This window comes from Paenibacillus sp. JT22N1 (assembly GCF_059692155.1).
Genome location: NZ_JCAUAW010000001.1, coordinates 810,701 through 827,401, shown reverse-complemented (window position 1 = coordinate 827,401; position 16,701 = coordinate 810,701). Strand labels below are relative to the sequence as shown.

Genomic DNA, 16,701 nt, shown 5'->3' with positions numbered 1-16,701 from the left:
GCGGAGAAGGTGATCCTTGTTGTTATACTTGCCTTATTCCTTTTTCTTTCAGCAGTTTCATGTAAAATCCCCCCACGACGCTGCGATGCTGGAAATTCAGCTGCCGGGCTGTAATCGTATCCGTCCAATCAGAGAAAGCTACCCGGTCCGGGGTGTCGTTTATCATTTTCCATAACGGTTCCACTAGCTTAATAAAATCGTCCCGATCAGTCGCGAGCGAAGCTGACCATATGAGCCAATCCGCTTTCGTATAAGTTTCCCTGCTATCCAGCGGAGTACCGTATTCATTCCTTTGCTTCAAATACCATTTCACTTCTCTGTGGATGACCTCTTCGCCGAATAATTCCGTGCCGAATATTAAATCCCATATTAAGTTATACTTCAAGCTCCAGGTTCCTTCTTGACCGAACGCCAATTTCGAGTGATCCCCGTCGTCAGCAAACATTTTCCATTTACTCGCCATTTCCCTTGCTAAGCTCAAATAACGAACCGACTCCACCTCATTATCCATAAACGCCATAAGTATGGAGTAGCTCGCTACACCCATAATGGCTTTGATGGACAGGTTTGCGTTTCGTTCCAAATGTCCGGCAAAATCATCCGTGCATAGTTGATTATCTGGGTCTAAACCGAATTCTAATAAATAATGAGTCCATTTCTCAAGCAAATCCAAATTCTCACTCGCAAAGCTAACCTTGCCCCCGGATAAGCAAGCGGCAGCCGCCATAATCAGCATATTTCCACATTCTTCAACCGGCATTTGCCCTTCCCTTGCATTATTGCTATACACCTGGCCATTGCCTAGCGGATATTGCCCAATATCATGGGGAGCGAACTCAAAAGGCCAAGCGTCGGTTCTGGCATATTTATAGATCGGCCGAATCATTGCTTCAACAAGTTCCGGATTATACAGAAGGAATAACGGAACAGAAGGGTAACTGACATCCACGGTGGCCATGCAGCCATTGCTGTAGCATTCTTTTGAAAGGAACAACGAATCCCCATTCGAATCGTTTACGAGTTTATGAGCGGCGATAGCCTGCCGGTAGGATAGAGCGATTATATCCGCATATTTCTCGCCACCCGCCTTAAGGGCATCTTCAAGTAATTGCTGGTCGTACCCCGCGCATCGCACCATTAGTTGTTCGTAATCAGAAAATGCTTCGGCAATCATCTCCATCGTACTCTTGCCGTTTCTTTTCCAATAGGCCTGCAGCTTATCACCGAAATATTCCACCGCATAAATGTCGTCGTAGGCAAGCACAACCAAGTTTTCGACCGGGTCTGCGCCCAACTCGCCCACTTCGAACACAACCGCCATCACGGGTTTGCCGTCCGCGACCTCCAAAGGCATTCGATGTGCTTCCCCTGCAATGATTTCCACATTTCTCACGAACAATTTGCGAATATTGGCCGAATCGACATAAGTCCTAACACGGTCCGAACTCTGAGTGCATAGATAGAAATCGCCCCAGTCGATACGTAAATCGTCACCCGACTTGTTCAAATAGCGCTGCTCGGCATGGCTCATTCGCTGCCAAACGACCCCTTCATTCTCCCCCTGTTCCCATACGACGGCTTGCCGTGGATGATCAACACACCACTCACCCGTTACGTCGAAATAGATTTTCACGTCATGAGATTTCCCATCCGTTGAACGGACCTCCAACAAAACATAGGATGCGGGCCGAGATAAAACATCCAGATCATCCAAAAGCAAAGGCGTAATAAATCGAACATCAAGAGCTACGCCTGCAGCTTCGAAGGAGTATGTGCTGCAAAGCGGGGTGATGGACAAACGGGTTTGTTCCATTGCCGGCGGCTCCGTGAAATATCGTTCGGCGCTAGATTCTACCCGCCCAGCAAAACGCCAAGTCGTTCCGTCGATTCTGATCAATCCGGTCATGGCTTGCCTTTGACCCGTCCAATGGCGCGTGAAATCATCCGTAAGTCGATCGGCCGAAGACCATACGCTGAAATAAGGATCTACGGTTACAAGCGGAACTGCCGACGGTCTAAACGTACCCTCAGTCATGTGACAACACCCTTTCTAAATGCATTAATATGTATATATAATATAATAAATATATGGATGCATATATGTCAATGATAGTTATCGTAGTCTTTGAAAAGGCAAAAGCCGATTAAGAGTCGCTTGACTCCTAACCGGCTTTTGTCACATCATTCGCTTCATTTACGCCTCAAATGCTGCCCTTCTGGTGCTTCTTTCGTCTTCTATCGTCATAGACCGTCTCTGTTCTCTTCTCGGAACTCCCGTGGTGATAGACCGTTTATCTTGCGGAATAGCTTCGAAAAATAATGCAAAGACGAAAATCCGTGTTTGTCTGCGATCTCGGTGATGGTTAGATTCGTAAAGAGGAGGTCGTCCTTAGCCCGATTGATCCTGAATTGGATGACATACTGAGTTGGTGGCAATCCGGTTGCATATTTGAACAAATCAAAAAAGTAACCACGGCTTATGCACAGCTCTCTGTAATAGATTTCCAAAGGCTGCAGATTGCCTTGTACCAGATCCTGATCCAATCGCTCGAGCAACTTGGACATACGGAGATTAGGGATATGCTCCTCTTTCAGGGCAAAAGTTAGAAAAAACTCAATAAACTGTTGGAAGCTGCTCTGAACCTTTAAGCTGCGAACGTACGTCCGTTGGTTTGTATAGTGATTTTCGGTATAAAACTTCTCAAAAAAATCCATCCACAGTCGCAGCTTCTCAACTTTCACATGCTCTGGTAATGAATAAGGAAATGCAGGTCCGATCAGGGTATGAACAAGAGTGGCTGCATCATAGCAGATCATGCTCGGGTGGGTGAACTCGGCCCTACGATCTATGTATGACCAATCGAAATAACAACAGATGTGGACCATCGGTTCTTGGCTGTCCGCAACCCAATGGTGGGGCTGTCCTGCTGGTATGTACACGAGAGAGCCGGCTTCCGTTTCATAAGTGCGACCATTGGTATGAATGACACCTCTTCCCTCACTGATCAAATATAGGGAGGATGCATAACAGATCCGATTGTTGCTAGTCTGTCCTTTGGAGAATGGGTACCGTGTTGCAAAGTACACATACGGATGTAAGTCGGCGAAATCCATCCACGATCACCACCTTATTCGTAAAAATTTAAAATGAAATTGATATGACGATTGTACAAATAAATGACGATTTTGCAAATACAAAATTAACCGAACACTGTAATATTTATAAGTGAAGATGATGATTTCTAAGGAGGATTTAACATGTTAGATAGCAAGTATTTGTTGACAGATGAGCAAATGATGCAATTTATTACCAAAGGATATCTTGTACTTCAGAACGACATGCCTCATCAACTTCATATGAGCATTATGAACCAGATCAATCATGTTATGCATAATGAAGGCAACCCTGGTAACAACATTCTGCCCCGTGTTCCGGACATTCAGCAGCTGTTCGATACGCCGATCGTCAAGGGAGCCTTAAGCAGTGTACTTGGTCCAGACTACTACATGCATCCACATCGCCACTGTCATTACAACCAACCGGGAAATCAGACGCCGGGTGGCGGAAAATGGCACAAAGACGGCTATTGGTCTTCCATGCGCAGCCATCGACCGTGGTGGGCGATGATTTTCTATTACACCCACGATATTACCGAAGATTTAGGGCCTACTGCGATCATGCCAGGCACCCAATACTACGAAAAATTTCTCGGCGACCAAGGTGAGACGCTGCTGCCCACAGGCAAGGCGGGTACTATGGTACTCGTGCATTTCGACTTGTGGCATAGAGCTTCGCTTAATGTATCAGAACTAGATCGTTATATGCTTAAATTTCAATTTCTCAGATTGAGTGCACCGGAGTTTCCGAGCTGGAATCATCAAAACAGAGAGATGATTGTACCGGAAGGAACGCCCGCTATCCATATGAATTTATGGCAAGACGTATGGGATTGGCTACGAGGAGAACCTACGGCAAAGCAGGTTGGCGCGCCAAAGAACGCGGAGCGATTGTTAGCATTACGGCAAGAGCTTGAGGCAGAGAATGCAGCCGATCGCGGGCGGGCAGCGGACGAATTGGGACTCATCGGAGCAGAAGCGGCTTCTTGCGCTCCCTTGCTAGGGCTTCTATTAAACGATCCGGTGGAAACGACCGCTTTGAATGCAGCCTATGCACTTGGACAACTTGGAACTCAAGGAATCGAAATGCTGATCAAGCAAATAACGGAGGGATCGAGCCTGACAGCGGAACGGGCCGCATACGGATTGCAAGGAGCTGGCATTGAGGCGATCCCCGAGCTTCTCCGTGTTATGGAACATGAGGATGAGAAGCGCAGGGCGTTGGCGGTTTTCGTACTCGGGATGATAGGATCTTCCGAAGGTGAAGTGGTGCCGTCGCTTCTCTCAAGCTTGCAGGATCAGAGTGAATGGGTTCGCAGGAATACGGTTGAATCATTAGGTATGCTCAAGAATGCTGGTGAACAGGTTGTTTCGGCATTAGCGAAAGTATTGAAGGATTCTCTACGATGCGAAACAGACGATGCTTCAGAATCAAATCATACGGATTCGAAAAAGTCGTATGTAGGCGATCAGACATACATTACCAATAAAGTCGGATATACTGCGGCACTTTCATTGCTGCGCACCGGAAATGCTGGCGATGTGAAGGAAGCTGTTCACTCCTTGGAGCAAGCTCTTTACAGCAAAGACCGTTACGTCAGAGCTTATGCAGCGGAAGCACTCACCCATCTGCGAACGGAAGAAGGGGTCGATATCTTGATTCGATATTACCGCACTTCCCGATGGTGTCCGGATACAAGTAAAGTCAGTACTTTTTAAGGTCCCGATTACTAACTGAATACGAAGGCGGGGCTGTCCTATAAGTAGGTAAATCTACTCCTAAGAATAGCCCCTACATAATTGTGCACCAAATGTCGGATGGATACATTCAATTCTTGCTATTCTTTTGATAGAGGAGGTCAGATAAATGGAGTTGCTTACAAATATGAATGGTGCTTTAAGGTACGTTGAAGAAAATCTTACGAACGATATTGATTTAAAAGAAGTAGCGAGATGCGCCTTCTGCTCCGAATACCATTTCAAAAGAATGTTTTCCTTCCTTGCAGGTATTTCGCTATCAGAATACATCCGCCGCAGACGCCTTACCTTGGCAGCATTTGAGCTCAAAGACAGCAGCGTAAAGGTCATTGACATTGCAGTGAAATACGGGTACAACTCACCAGATTCTTTTGCGAGAGCTTTTCAAAATTTGCATGGCATTGCACCATCAGAAGCCAGAAATAATGGCCATTCACTTAAAGCCTACCCGCCAATGACCTTCCAGTTAACCATCAAAGGAGGAAATGAAATGATCTACCGAATTGAGGAAAAAGAGGCATTTCGCATTGTTGGAATTAAGAAAAGAGTTCCTATCCAATTTAGTGGAGTTAATCCGGAGATTACGTCTATGTGGAAAAGCTTAGATGGTGAGACGATCAATAATCTTAAAAACCTTTCTAATGTCGAGCCTATGGGACTGCTTAGTGCTTCCACAAACTTTTCTGAGGGCAGGATGGAGGAAAAAGGGGAACTCGATCACTATATTGGCGTTGCAACAACAAAGGAGTGTCCAGATAACCTAACACAGCTTGATGTGCCTGCTTCAACATGGGCTGTATTCGAAGCAATCGGACCCTTTCCTGATACACTGCAAAATGTATGGGGACGCATTTATTCCGAGTGGTTTCCATCCTCAAACTATGAAGCAATAGAAGGTCCAGAAATCCTTTGGAATGAGAATAAAGATGTAACCTCACCAACTTTTAAAAGTGAAATATGGATACCGATTTTGAAAAAGTAATTACAGATTGAAGCAATGAAGGACGGTTCTTTTTTAACCTTGCAACAAAGGAATCGCGCAGTTTCATAAATAAATGTAAAACGGAGCACGCAAACCCGCGATGCTCCGTTTATTTTACGCCCCCTACTATTCTCGTAGCATTTCTACAACTAAATAGTAGACGATTTATATTGTTTAAACAATCAGATTAAAAATAATCTTCATAATAGCAGGATTGCATGATAAATAAGCAAGATTAATACTTCATCCAATTTAAAATTCAACTTACACTATAGATTGAGAGATGGATGTCACTTACCATCCCATGACTTTGAGATAAGGGGTGAGAAACATGAACAATCAATTAGAAGTTCAAATGTCGTGGTGGGCAATGGATAATCTTGATGTTTTTGGAGGAAACGTACTGTCCGACGAAGAGAAAATTGCCTTAATTGCTAGCAGTGGTTATGACGGCATTAATGGATTCCTTCCTTCACCCGAGAATGCTGATTATTGGAAGCATCTATTAGACAAGTATCACCTTTCGTTTAGTGTAAACGCTTACCCAAAATCGTATGAGGATTTAGCTGATTTCCTGGAAAGAGCAAAAGCCTTTGGTGGTATTGGATTTATTAATGCACAAGTCATGCAACCGTTCATGACAGGTCAATCTGCCATTCAGCTCTTGAAGGGAATTGAGCAACTGTCTCAGCATGCGGGAATTCCTGTTTTCATTGAAACACATAGGGGTACTATTACCCAAGATTTAATACGTACCGTTGAATACGTTAGAGAACTAAAGTCTCTACCTTTAACAATCGACTTCTCCCATTACATCGTCGCTGGGGAAATGCATACTGTTTCTCAGGAAGCGGACGAGTTATTGCTTTCATTACTTTCGAACACTTCGAGCATACATACACGAATATCGAACGGAGAGCAAATACAGATTGACCCTGGTGAGGAAGAAAATCATCCGATGTTCTCCCATTTTAAGAAATGGTGGCAATTGGGAATGAAAAATTGGATGCTTCAAGCTAATACAAATGATGTATTCCCGGTCGTAATTGAACTAGGTCCACCATCATATGCAATAACGACGAATGAAGCAAGCGGGAGAAACAAAGAGATTAGTGACCGATGGCGGCAATCTCTGTACTTACAGCGTGTAGTAAGAGAACTATGGAGCACGATCAATCGATAATGGGAGGTTAACGAAAATGTCAGGAAACAGAGCTGTTGTCTACAGTAAGCCAGGTAGTGTAGAGGTTAGAAATACGGATTATCCAGATTTGGTGCTTAAGGATGGCCCAGGCGTCAACCCATTGAATGTGGGTCGCAAATGTGAGCATGGCGTCATTCTTAAAGTCGTTACAACTAATATTTGCGGCAGCGACCAACACATGGTTAGAGGTAGAACTACGGCACCATCAGGTCTCATTTTAGGTCATGAAATTACTGGTGAGGTTATTGAGGTTGGACGCGATGTGGAATTTATTAAAAAGGGAGATCTCGTCTCTGTCCCTTTTAATATTGCTTGTGGTCGTTGTCGGAGCTGTAAAGAACGGAATACAAATGTATGTCTAAATGTCAATCCGGATCGTCCAGGTTCCGCATATGGTTATGTCGATATGGGGGGTTGGGTTGGAGGGCAATCGGAATATGTGATGGTGCCATATGCAGATTTTCAATTATTGAAGTTTCCGAATAAAGAACAAGCGATGGAAAAAATCCTTGATCTAACAATGCTATCTGATATTTTCCCAACGGGTTATCATGGTGCTGTTAGTGCAGGTGTTCGTCCAGGATCAACCGTATATGTTGCCGGCGCGGGTCCGGTAGGTCTTGCAGCGGCTCACTCTGCTCAGTTGCTGGGAGCGGCCGTTGTTATTGTCGGTGATTTAAATGCGGAACGTCTTGCACAAGCGAAAAGTTTTGGTTGTGAAACGGTTAATCTACGTGAAAATGGTGACTTAGCTGGGCAAATCGATCAACTATTGGGCTCTCCTGAAGTGGATTCAGCTATTGATTGCGTAGGTTTTGAAGCTCATGGACATGGGAAATCTCATGGTGAAGCGCCAGCTACCGTGCTGAATTCAATTATGGAAGTGACACGCGCGGGAGGAAGCTTGGGAATTCCAGGGCTTTATGTGACTGGCGATCCAGGTGCTATTGACGAAGATTCAAAAATTGGTACACTAAAAATTCGTTTCGGACTTGGTTGGGCAAAATCCCATACCTTCGTTACAGGTCAGACACCTGTCATGAAATATCATAGGGATTTGATGATGGCCATTCTTAGCGGCAGAGCACAAATTGCTAAAGCAGTAAATGCAACACTTATTTCATTGAATGATGCTCCGAAAGCTTATCAAGATTTTGATCGAGGCGTTTCGCGGAAATTTGTTATTGATCCACATGGCCTTGTTAAATAATTGGATGAAAGCTTGTTCATTTTATTCCTCCAAATGACGGTAATTGAAAATAAGAAAAGAGCCATTGCTAACTCACATGTTAGGCAATGGCTCTCTTGCAATAATATTAAATCTGTCTGCTTAATGGAAATGGATTAAATCCACAAAGGAAGCTTCGTTATTCTGAAAAAATCATGAATTGGCTAGAGGGGCATTATTCCGATGAAATTTCACTCGATACGTCACGAACAATTTACCTAATTTCTGCCAGGCTTTCAAAAAGCTTGTAGGCACGACACCGATGAAATATAGAAAAAAACTGCGTTAGCTTATTATTCCAAAATTAATGTTCCAACGAATTTTTTATAATCTTTAAACACTCTTTCGTGATGTCTTGCAAAAAGCTCGTTCGAAGCTTCTGGAAGATTATCTAGTTGATAAAAGTCGGCATCTACGCTCTCACCAGTCTCTTTTTCAAGAGTACCTTTCCACTCATCTACTCGAAATAAATATTCGATTACATGATGCTCGTTACCCCAACCATCCGTGAATGTTTGTGTGGATGGAGATGAATAAACAGCAATTAGTGTTGCTTGAAGAACGTCAAGCCCTGTTTCTTCTTTGACTTCACGCTTCATTGCATCAAACACGGATTCGTCTAATTCCATAGCTCCAGCGGGCATACCCCATTTTCTATCACCACTACGCCTTATGAACAAGGCACGACCTTCACCATCCAATACTATGGCCCGTACCGAGTTTACTATTATTTTTTGCGTTCCAATCACTTTGCGAAGCTTACCTAAATAGGAATCATGCCAACTACCACTCATATTTGCTCACCCTTCGGATTTTGTTGGATAAAATAATCCTATCATATCTGGCTTGGTTCCGTTACTTAGACTTGCAAGGAATATGAGAATACAACGAGTAACCCTACATTTCTAACTACATGGTTCTCGACACTCGTTTCACTTAATTCACAATTTCAAATCTATTAAGGAACCAGACAAATTGACGAATTATATTGAAAACAAATCATAAAAAAAAAAACGGCTTACGCCGCCCTTAGGGTCGGAATTTCTCCAGCGTTGTAGGGGTACATGATTCTTGTTTGACCTGTCGTAAACCATGTGACGTGCTCCGTTATTGGAGTGTACAGTTAAAAATTGAGTGCGAGGGCAGGTAAATAGAAATCTGTTCAAATACAGATAAACAGTTGGGTCAAATCCAACTCTGTGGAGTGATTTTGGACATAAGGGAACGAGGAGCCGCTATTTCGGTGATTATGCCGATGCGGGGCATGTACGCGGAACGTGGGGACGTTATTTTGGCGTTTTACCGGTTTTTACACCTCGAAAGTGGGAAATAGCGGTTCCTCGTTCCGCGAACGTGAAATACACGTTTTTGATCAAAATAAGGCATATGTAGGAAACCGACACCTTGTAGCTTCCAGCTTCGCTCACGGTAATTCCGTTGAATTGCAGCGAGCTTCCTTGATAGAGGCCGCCTACCTTCTTTCCTCCCGAGCATACGGTGCATTCGGCCGCTGACGCGTTACCGCTTAAAACATTAACAGGTGCTTCCGCTTCGTAGGTCTGACTTTCCGCATACGCGGTTTGAACACCAATACCGGCATTGGAAGGGACAGTCATAAACAACAGCATGAACAAAGCTACCCATTTTGCAATCCTTTCTCGCATAAAATCTCTCCTTGTAAAATGTAATTACATCCATGTCCATTATAGGAATGAAATCAAAGAGATCTCTACACGATTATTTCCAGAAATATAACGATAATTAACGGACTTTGTAATTAGCCAGCAAAAAAGACCCACAGCAACGAGCTGAGGATCTAGGTTTTGAGTGCACTGGGGAATTGTTCAAGAAGTTCTTGCTTGAGAAATTGGTAAAGCTTTGAGCTTGCCTGTTTCAATGGATATTCCGAAGGCTTGGAGAGAATGCCGAAAGTCATGTCTATAAGACTGCCGCTCATAGGCCGTATCGTCGTTCCTGTAGGAACTGGTTTCAAAACAATCTCTGGCACAAGGGCAATACCTAGCCCGCTTTCGACATAATATTTCAAAGCTGTCATACTGCCAATCTCCATAGTATCTATTGGAATGTTCCCTGATTCCTGCAATACCATCTCAAGTTTTCTACGGTAAGGACAGGTTGCTGACGTGATAAGCAGACGATGTCCCGGAATATCCTCCGGCGCGATAACAGCTTTTTGGGCAAGCGGATGGTTCTCCGGCATCAAGACCACAAATTCTTCCTTAAATAAGGGTTCAAAATAGAGATCGGAACCCAGATCCGGTGCCGAACAAAGAGCCAAATCGATATCCCCTTTGAGAAGCCGCTCGCTTAATGTTGGCGTGTTTGCAAATTCCACCGAGATACGAATTTTCGGAAATTGTGATAAAAACCTCTCTAAGATTCCAGGTAATCGATAACTGGCAGTTGGCTCCGTCACCCCTAAACGGATATTCCCCCTTTCGCCTAATTTCAAATCCGACAAGTTCGTTTGTAACTGATCTATATTCTTTACAATTTGCAAACTCTGTTCATAGAACAGTCTCCCGGCTTCTGTTAGCCTGATTTTTTTTCCGCGTTCGATAAGCTGAACGCCCAAGTCGGATTCAAGCTTTTGGATTTGCATCGTAACGGTGGATTGTACATAATTCATTTCATCAGCTGCACGGATAAAACTACCGTACTTTACAATCATTTGAAACGTTTTTAATGTTTTAAGATCCATCGAAGTACCCCTAGCTCCAAGTTCAATTTTTTTGAACATATCGATCAATTAATTCAATTATACAAATTTAAAATGGCCATATACAATCATTAATATCATAGTGCAACAAAAGGAGATGGACTAATTATGGATTTAAAAGACAAAGTGGCTCTTGTTACTGGCGGTGGTACAGGGATCGGAAGGGCTACTAGCCTTGCACTTGCTGAGCGGGGGGCAACTGTCGCGGTGAACTATTCGCGTTCTAAAGCCGATGCGGAAGAAACAGCACAAATCATCAATATAAAAGGTGGTCGCGCAATAACCATGCAAGCCGATGTTTCTCAAGACTCAGAAGTCAGGAAAATGGTAGATACATTGGTTCAACAATTTGGGACGATTGATTTGCTTGTGAATAATGCCAGCATTACACGGCATATCCCATTTGATGATCTGGAAGCGGCAACAGAAGAAGTATGGGATGAACTTTATGATGTTAATGTCAAAGGTATGTATTTCTGCGCTAGAGCTGTTGCCCCATTCATGAAAATAAATAAACAAGGAGCGATTGTCAATCTCGGCAGTATAGCGGGACAAACAGGATTAGGCTCCTCTCTTCCATACGCCGTATCCAAAGCGGCAGTTCACGGTCTTACGAAATCGTTAGCACGCGCCTTAGCTCCAGATATTAAAGTCAACTGCGTTGCACCGGGAGCCGTCGCGACAAGATGGTGGACTGGAAGAGAAGAACAAATGAACAGGTTAGCTCCTAATCTTCTGCTGCAGCGCATTTCCACACCTGAAGATATTGCTAAATTTATCTGTGCAGCCTTGGAACAAGAAGCAATGACAGGTCAAATCATTACAGTTGATAGTGGACAAACTTTATAATCAGAGTAGCTGCAACGGCAGTCTGCTCCTTATTCGCAAAACTATGATTAACCAGTCGATGCTTATCCGTTTTTTACCTCCTCCATCTTGCCCATAATCACCCCGCCTGCAGAGGGGCTTTTTTTCCTGAGGAAAAATGTGAGTGGAACTGCTATGACAACAAGTATCGTGCCGATTATAAACACGTCCTGTATGCTAAGGGAGAGTGCGCGCGAAGCTGCTTGGCTATCATTAACTCCAGATTGTCCCATATAACTAAGGGTTCTGGAAGAAAGAATGGTACTGAAAAGGCTGACAGAAAGAGCAGCGGTTCCTTGACGGATCCAGTTCATAAGTGCCGACGCTTGCCCTGACGATTGCGATGGAATGGCAGACATCCCGGCATTTGTTACGGGCATATTGCTCATAGCGATTCCAACGTAACGAATGGCAATCCAGGTAACGATGAAGATTGTGCCTGAAGTCATGCTTAATCGAGACAACGCCCATGTGGACACACCCATTAGTATGACGCCGGACAGGACCAAGCGGAATGGCCCCACCTTGTTATATACTTTCCCGACAAGTGAAGAAACAAGCACCATCGCCAGTGTTCCCGGCAGCATGACAAGCCCGGTGTGCAGTGCGGATGCATGTTGAATTTTTTGCAGGTAAATCGGGATAAGGAAGGTCCCAGCATACAAAGAAATCGTAATCGTGCAATTCAAAATTAGACTGTACGTAAACCGCGGTATTTTAAATAAGCGCAAATTAAGTAGTGGTTCGTTTGACTTAAGCGACCGCATAACAAAGTAAGCAATCATGATAATGCCCATAAGCATAAGCCAAATCGTTTTCCATGATGTCCATCCCCAGCTATGACTTTGGCTAAAGGATGTAAGCAGCGAGCTCGTTCCGATGATGACCGTAATAAATCCGATGAAGTCTAAGGATAAACCTTTCCCCAGCCGATAGTACGGAATAAAACGCTGAGTGACGAGCATTGCTATAATCCCGATCGGAATGTTCATGAGGAATAAAGCTTTCCAGCCATAAAATTCCGTTAACCAGCCCCCTAGCGTTGGGCCGAATGCAGGTGCAAGCATCGCAGAAACGGTCCAAAGACTGATTGCGCTGGCTTGCTTCTCTTTGGGAATAACCTGGTAAATAATCGTCATCGTTGTGGGCATAATAATACCGCTAAAGAGTCCCTGTAGAATTCGAAAAGCGATAAGCGACTCCATATTCCATGCGAAAATGCAAAGTAAGGAGGTTAGTGTAAATCCACCTAATGCGTAGACATACAGCCGTTTGTAGCTTAATTTATCTCCGATGAATCCAATGACAGGAGCAATAACGCCAGTTGCTAGCATAAATCCAGACATCATCCATTGAACGGTATTCAGTGGAGCATTAAAATCATCCATGAAAACCGGCAAAGCGACATTAATGGTAGTCGTGCTCAAAGCCGCCATGAAATTCCCAAAAAATACGGCAAAAACAATACGCCAGAATGGTTTCTGTATTGAGTCTCTACTCTCCACTTCTTTTCCTCCAACTTGCCGAAGTACGTTCTTTTCTTTCCTTTGGCATCCTTATAAAATGGACTGGAAGGAATGCCGAATAACATCCCCCCTGCTGATTATTCCGACAAGAACGCCTTGGTGTAGAACCGGCAGTTTTTTTATTCGTTTTTTACCCAATATGGCAGCAATTTGCTCAATATCCTCTTCAGAATCTACGGTAATTACCTTCTTTCGGGCGATTTTCATCACATTCAAAGGAAGCAAGCTCTGAACTCTTTCGTGGAACTCTTGATTGTCTCCCTTGATGACAGCCGTGTAGAAATAAGAACCGAAGACATGGTCGTCATGCTTGCCGATAAAACGCATAATATCCCCATCACTAATGTAAGCAACCACTTCATTCCGATCGTTAACAACGGGAAGCCCGCTGATTCGGTGCTTTATAAATTTTTCAATCACGACGCGTACAGTATCGTCTTCTTTTACTTTGTAGACTTGACGAACCATGATTTCATTTGCCTTAATGACGGTTCCCCTCCAGTTTAGAAATTGCCTTTTGTTCAAATAAGTTGTATGATGAAACTATATACTTGCATTATACAACTATACAGTGCGAAGTCAATCCGTATTCAGTCCGTATGTTCGAAGATATTCAAAACATACCGGGTATGTTACGATAAAAGTAATGAAGTTTTATAAAGAACTTAAGACGAGGTAACCTATGACGAAACATCCTGCCGAAACCATCGAGGTTGAATTAGCCATTCTTATGCGCCGATTTATGGCCGCAACCACTAATAAAAAAGTTGGAAATCTGGATCGTTCTGCCTATCTTTTACTTCATCAAATCTCTTCACACGGATCTGCCGGCGTCAAAGCCTTGGCGGAGGAATTTCATCTGGATATCTCAACAATCAGCCGACAGTCGGCCGCTCTGGAACAAAAAGGCTATGTATACAGGATTCTAGATCCCCAAGATGGTCGTGCCTATTCCCTTCAAATCACGGAAAGCGGAGCCAAAGAACTGGCTTTAAACAAACAGGCGCGTTTCGAACGAGTAGCGGAGCTATTGCATGACTGGTCTTTGGAAGATCAGCAAATGTTCGGAGAACTTCTGAGTAAGTTTAACCGCACTTTTATATAACCCCCCCTTAGTGTTCCACCCTCATTGGAACCATATTAATTTGCTTTGCAGACTTTTGTGTGATAAGATACATCTTATAAACAGTTTTCACATGAATTCACATATTGAAAAGGTGATCATTTGTGTAATGGTACCTTTTTCAATGTGTGATTTTTTTGTTAAAAAAACATGTTAAATAACTATTTGGAGGTAATTTATTATGGAAACAGGAACAGTAAAATGGTTTAACGCAGAAAAAGGTTTTGGGTTTATCGAAGTAGAGGGCGGAAATGACGTATTCGTACATTTCTCCGCGATTCAAGGCGATGGTTTCAAATCACTAGACGAAGGTCAACGTGTTGAATTCAACGTAGCTCAAGGCAACCGCGGACCTCAAGCCGAGAATGTTGTAAAACTGTAATACACAGACACAGTAAACTGTCCTTAACACGTGTTAAGGGCAGTTTTTTTAATCTAAGGAGGATAAACTATGTATTTTCGAAGAAAATCGTTAGAAGATCTCCCTCAAGAAAACACTACAATCTGGGCTTGCAAGAAAGAAGATTGTAAGGGTTGGATTCGAGACAATTTTGCGTTTGAATACGTTCCAACTTGCCACCTTTGCCATTCACCCATGATTAGTAGCGTGAAGATGCTTCCTCTGCTTGCCAACTCCAACATAGATATGAAGTCCCTAAATAAAGGCAGACAGATCTCGTAGGGGGAACCATATTGATTACGGTGCATACAAAAAAAGCTGGTTTCTGTTACGTACAGGAACCAGCTTTTTCGTTGTTTTATGAGACCCGTTGTTATTCCACGTTATGATATACCTGCTGCACGTCCTCTAAATCTTCCAAAGCATCAATCAATTTATCGAATTGGGCTTGTCCTTCTTCCGATAAGGTGACGTTGTTTTGAGCTAGCATCGTCAGTTCAGCAATGGCAAACTCCGTGATTCCAGCCTTTTTGAATGATTCTTGAACAGCATGGAACTGCTCCGGATCAGCGTAAACCATAACGATGTCATCTTCTTCTGCAATGTCACGAACATCTACATCCGCTTCTAGCAAAATTTCCATGATGTCATCGATGCTCTTGTCTTCAATACCGATGACAGCAGTGGCATCGAACATGTAAGCGACTGAGCCGTTTACACCCATATTACCGCCATTTTTACTAAATGCAGCACGTACGCTTGAAGCAGTACGGTTCACGTTATTCGTCAATGCGTCCACAATGACCATCGCACCGTTAGGTCCGAAGCCCTCATAACGAAGCTCCTCATAAATTTCATCTGAGCTGCCTTTTGCTTTATCGATAGCGCGATCAATAATTGCTTTCGGCACATTATAGGTTTTTGCCCGTTCGAGTACAACTTTCAATGCACGATTCGCTTCCGGGTCCGGTTCACCCTTCCGTGCTGCTACATAAATTTCTAGGCCGAACTTAGCGTAAATTCGACTTGTATTTGCGTCTTTAGAGGCTTTCTTCTCTTTAATGTTATTCCACTTACGGCCCACGATTGATCCCACTTTCTATTTTTATTTCATTAACATAATAACCGATTTTCATTCTAAATGGAAAAAAAATTGTATCCATATTCCCGTACTAACGTTTTTCGTTGTTCAAAATCATTTATGAGCTAATCACCACGGACGCGAGGGACAGACTTCTGAGAAGCCGATTTTCGGCTTCTCGGGCTCTACCGACGAGCTTCAGCTCGCCAAACCGCAAGGAAAGGGCTATCACCGACCGATTCAATTCGGATTCGGAGGATAGCCCTCGAAGATAGTTCACCTATAAACTTACTTACTGCTGAAATACAACCGTTGGACTAGACGAGGTATCGGTCATGCTTTCCTTCTGTGTCCCCAGGTAAGAGATCCCGAACGTTAAGAGCCGGGCAGCAGCTCCTTGCTGGCCTCGCCGCCGCTCGTACTTCCGATTGCCCGCCAACTGCCCGCATAGTAGGAGGCCGCACCACCGTCAAGCGGATTCCCTTGACTGTCCTTCAGCTGCACCTTGACGTTTACCGTCTGGAAGACGATGACGGCGTCGGTACCGGTATTTTGCACCTTCTCGTTGCGTGTCCCTTCATATGTTAGCGCGACAAGAGATTCACAATCGTGATAATCCACAATTAAATAGAAAACGGAGCCCGCAAACCCGCGCGACTCCGTTTTTGTTGATCA

At 43.8% G+C, this 16,701-nt stretch carries 16 protein-coding genes and 1 pseudogene; 8 read left to right on the top strand and 9 right to left on the bottom strand.

From position 1 onward, the window contains the following. Window positions 1–22: 22 nt before the first annotated feature. Window positions 23–2,035, bottom strand: a complete 2,013-nt coding sequence (locus AC58UU_RS03670) for a glutaminase family protein (RefSeq protein ID WP_497313029.1) — start codon at window positions 2,033–2,035, stop codon at window positions 23–25. A 206-nt stretch (window positions 2,036–2,241) separates the two neighbouring features. Continuing rightward, a complete protein-coding gene (locus tag AC58UU_RS03665; protein ID WP_497313027.1) occupies window positions 2,242–3,114 on the bottom strand; it encodes a helix-turn-helix domain-containing protein in 873 nt (290 codons plus the stop codon). 144 nt (window positions 3,115–3,258) lie between these two features. Here AC58UU_RS03665 and AC58UU_RS03660 point away from each other — a divergent pair. The 4 genes and pseudogenes from AC58UU_RS03660 to fdhA form a co-directional block, all read left to right on the top strand. After that, window positions 3,259–4,506 (top strand): annotated as a pseudogene (locus AC58UU_RS03660) (HEAT repeat domain-containing protein); the annotation flags it as partial. A gap of 478 nt (window positions 4,507–4,984) precedes the next feature. Next, entirely contained in the window at window positions 4,985–5,857 is an 873-nt protein-coding gene (locus AC58UU_RS03655) for an AraC family transcriptional regulator (RefSeq protein WP_497313025.1), read from the top strand. A gap of 331 nt (window positions 5,858–6,188) precedes the next feature. Continuing rightward, window positions 6,189–7,040: a sugar phosphate isomerase/epimerase family protein gene (locus AC58UU_RS03650; protein ID WP_497313023.1), complete on the top strand. Its 852-nt coding sequence runs from the start codon at window positions 6,189–6,191 to the stop codon at window positions 7,038–7,040. A 16-nt stretch (window positions 7,041–7,056) separates the two neighbouring features. After that, on the top strand, window positions 7,057–8,271 hold the full coding sequence (gene fdhA / locus AC58UU_RS03645) for a formaldehyde dehydrogenase, glutathione-independent (RefSeq protein WP_497313021.1): 1,215 nt from the start codon (window positions 7,057–7,059) through the stop codon (window positions 8,269–8,271). Window positions 8,272–8,582: 311 nt separating this feature from the next. Here the strand turns inward: fdhA and AC58UU_RS03640 are convergent, their stop codons facing one another. The 3 genes from AC58UU_RS03640 to AC58UU_RS03630 all read right to left on the bottom strand — a co-directional run bounded on the left by AC58UU_RS03640 (window position 8,583) and on the right by AC58UU_RS03630 (window position 11,011). Continuing rightward, window positions 8,583–9,083, bottom strand: a complete 501-nt coding sequence (locus tag AC58UU_RS03640) for an NUDIX domain-containing protein (RefSeq protein ID WP_497313019.1) — start codon at window positions 9,081–9,083, stop codon at window positions 8,583–8,585. 492 nt (window positions 9,084–9,575) lie between these two features. Then, window positions 9,576–9,953: a carbohydrate-binding protein gene (locus tag AC58UU_RS03635; protein ID WP_497313018.1), complete on the bottom strand. Its 378-nt coding sequence runs from the start codon at window positions 9,951–9,953 to the stop codon at window positions 9,576–9,578. Window positions 9,954–10,105: 152 nt separating this feature from the next. Continuing rightward, window positions 10,106–11,011 (bottom strand): LysR family transcriptional regulator, encoded by a 906-nt coding sequence (locus tag AC58UU_RS03630; protein ID WP_497313016.1) that lies wholly within the window; start codon window positions 11,009–11,011, stop codon window positions 10,106–10,108. 126 nt (window positions 11,012–11,137) lie between these two features. Between AC58UU_RS03630 and AC58UU_RS03625 the strand changes: the two genes are divergently transcribed. Further along, the gene (locus AC58UU_RS03625) at window positions 11,138–11,878 is read left to right on the top strand and encodes an SDR family NAD(P)-dependent oxidoreductase (RefSeq protein WP_497313015.1); all 741 of its coding nucleotides are present in this window, start codon (window positions 11,138–11,140) and stop codon (window positions 11,876–11,878) included. A gap of 62 nt (window positions 11,879–11,940) precedes the next feature. Here the strand turns inward: AC58UU_RS03625 and AC58UU_RS03620 are convergent, their stop codons facing one another. Beyond that, entirely contained in the window at window positions 11,941–13,401 is a 1,461-nt protein-coding gene (locus AC58UU_RS03620; protein WP_497313014.1) for an MDR family MFS transporter, read from the bottom strand. A 51-nt stretch (window positions 13,402–13,452) separates the two neighbouring features. After that, window positions 13,453–13,908 (bottom strand): CBS domain-containing protein, encoded by a 456-nt coding sequence (locus AC58UU_RS03615; protein WP_497313163.1) that lies wholly within the window; start codon window positions 13,906–13,908, stop codon window positions 13,453–13,455. Window positions 13,909–14,104: 196 nt separating this feature from the next. On the opposite strand from AC58UU_RS03615, the gene AC58UU_RS03610 reads away from it, so the two are divergent. From AC58UU_RS03610 to AC58UU_RS03600, 3 genes are all read left to right on the top strand, one after another. After that, a complete protein-coding gene (locus AC58UU_RS03610; protein WP_171688823.1) occupies window positions 14,105–14,527 on the top strand; it encodes a MarR family winged helix-turn-helix transcriptional regulator in 423 nt (140 codons plus the stop codon). A 199-nt stretch (window positions 14,528–14,726) separates the two neighbouring features. After that, window positions 14,727–14,927 carry a cold-shock protein gene (locus AC58UU_RS03605; protein WP_028553508.1) on the top strand — a complete coding sequence of 67 codons (201 nt, stop codon included), beginning with the start codon at window positions 14,727–14,729 and terminating at the stop codon, window positions 14,925–14,927. 69 nt (window positions 14,928–14,996) lie between these two features. After that, window positions 14,997–15,227, top strand: a complete 231-nt coding sequence (locus AC58UU_RS03600; protein WP_171644535.1) for a cold-shock protein — start codon at window positions 14,997–14,999, stop codon at window positions 15,225–15,227. Between the two features lie 91 nt (window positions 15,228–15,318). Here the strand turns inward: AC58UU_RS03600 and AC58UU_RS03595 are convergent, their stop codons facing one another. Both AC58UU_RS03595 and AC58UU_RS03590 read right to left on the bottom strand, forming a co-directional pair. After that, the gene (locus AC58UU_RS03595; RefSeq protein ID WP_307547592.1) at window positions 15,319–16,029 is read right to left on the bottom strand and encodes a YebC/PmpR family DNA-binding transcriptional regulator; all 711 of its coding nucleotides are present in this window, start codon (window positions 16,027–16,029) and stop codon (window positions 15,319–15,321) included. Between the two features lie 372 nt (window positions 16,030–16,401). After that, window positions 16,402–16,647, bottom strand: coding sequence for a hypothetical protein (locus AC58UU_RS03590; RefSeq protein WP_497313011.1), 246 nt, complete (start codon window positions 16,645–16,647; stop codon window positions 16,402–16,404). Window positions 16,648–16,701: the final 54 nt, after the last annotated feature.

What these genes read in the sequence shown, in the direction of transcription:
- AC58UU_RS03610 (WP_171688823.1), top strand. Translation starts at nt 14,105, where the DNA reads ATGACGAAACATCCTGCCGAAACCATCGAGGTTGAATTAGCCATTCTT.
- AC58UU_RS03655 (WP_497313025.1), top strand. Translation starts at nt 4,985, where the DNA reads ATGGAGTTGCTTACAAATATGAATGGTGCTTTAAGGTACGTTGAAGAA.
- AC58UU_RS03600 (WP_171644535.1), top strand. Translation starts at nt 14,997, where the DNA reads ATGTATTTTCGAAGAAAATCGTTAGAAGATCTCCCTCAAGAAAACACT.
- AC58UU_RS03625 (WP_497313015.1), top strand. Translation starts at nt 11,138, where the DNA reads ATGGATTTAAAAGACAAAGTGGCTCTTGTTACTGGCGGTGGTACAGGG.
- AC58UU_RS03630 (WP_497313016.1), bottom strand. Translation starts at nt 11,011, where the DNA reads ATGGATCTTAAAACATTAAAAACGTTTCAAATGATTGTAAAGTACGGT.
- AC58UU_RS03665 (WP_497313027.1), bottom strand. Translation starts at nt 3,114, where the DNA reads ATGGATTTCGCCGACTTACATCCGTATGTGTACTTTGCAACACGGTAC.
- AC58UU_RS03670 (WP_497313029.1), bottom strand. Translation starts at nt 2,035, where the DNA reads ATGACTGAGGGTACGTTTAGACCGTCGGCAGTTCCGCTTGTAACCGTA.
- AC58UU_RS03650 (WP_497313023.1), top strand. Translation starts at nt 6,189, where the DNA reads ATGAACAATCAATTAGAAGTTCAAATGTCGTGGTGGGCAATGGATAAT.
- AC58UU_RS03605 (WP_028553508.1), top strand. Translation starts at nt 14,727, where the DNA reads ATGGAAACAGGAACAGTAAAATGGTTTAACGCAGAAAAAGGTTTTGGG.
- AC58UU_RS03635 (WP_497313018.1), bottom strand. Translation starts at nt 9,953, where the DNA reads ATGCGAGAAAGGATTGCAAAATGGGTAGCTTTGTTCATGCTGTTGTTT.
- AC58UU_RS03640 (WP_497313019.1), bottom strand. Translation starts at nt 9,083, where the DNA reads ATGAGTGGTAGTTGGCATGATTCCTATTTAGGTAAGCTTCGCAAAGTG.
- fdhA (WP_497313021.1), top strand. Translation starts at nt 7,057, where the DNA reads ATGTCAGGAAACAGAGCTGTTGTCTACAGTAAGCCAGGTAGTGTAGAG.